The sequence below is a fragment of the Aquabacterium parvum genome (assembly GCF_001447195.1).
In the GTDB taxonomy this organism is placed as follows: Bacteria; Pseudomonadota; Gammaproteobacteria; order Burkholderiales; family Burkholderiaceae_C; genus Aquabacterium; species Aquabacterium parvum.
The window spans coordinates 1-273 of sequence record NZ_LFRI01000195.1 but is presented as its reverse complement, the minus strand read 5'-3'; the positions used below and the strand labels follow the sequence as shown (position 1 = coordinate 273).

Below are 273 nucleotides of genomic sequence, written 5' to 3'. Positions count from 1 at the left end.
CGGGGCTGATGGAATCGAGACGCTACCCAGGCGGGTTGATCGGTACGGTAAGGCAAAGAGTCGTGCGCTCGATGTAGCGCAGTTTATCGGCGACCACGTTGAAGGTCAAGAAACGCTTCACCAGCGGCTCACCACTCGCGGTGACTACCTGCTGTTCCGGCACTACTTCACCATCGACGCTGTGAGGCTGCATGCGGCCAGCTTCTGCATGAAGCACCTGCTTTGCCCTCTGTGTGCCATTAGACGGGGCGCTAAGTCGATGAAAGCCTACTT

1 protein-coding gene is annotated in these 273 nt (G+C 57.9%); it reads right to left on the bottom strand.

The genetic code is table 11. The features are described 5' to 3' along the window. Positions 1-22 precede the first annotated feature (22 nt). The gene (locus ABG80_RS22595) at positions 23-193 is read right to left on the bottom strand and encodes a hypothetical protein (RefSeq protein ID WP_160322479.1); all 171 of its coding nucleotides are present in this window, start codon (positions 191-193) and stop codon (positions 23-25) included. Positions 194-273 lie beyond the last annotated feature (80 nt).

Excerpts from the sequence above, each read along its gene's own strand:
- ABG80_RS22595 (WP_160322479.1), bottom strand. The coding sequence starts at position 193 with ATGCAGCCTCACAGCGTCGATGGTGAAGTAGTGCCGGAACAGCAGGTA.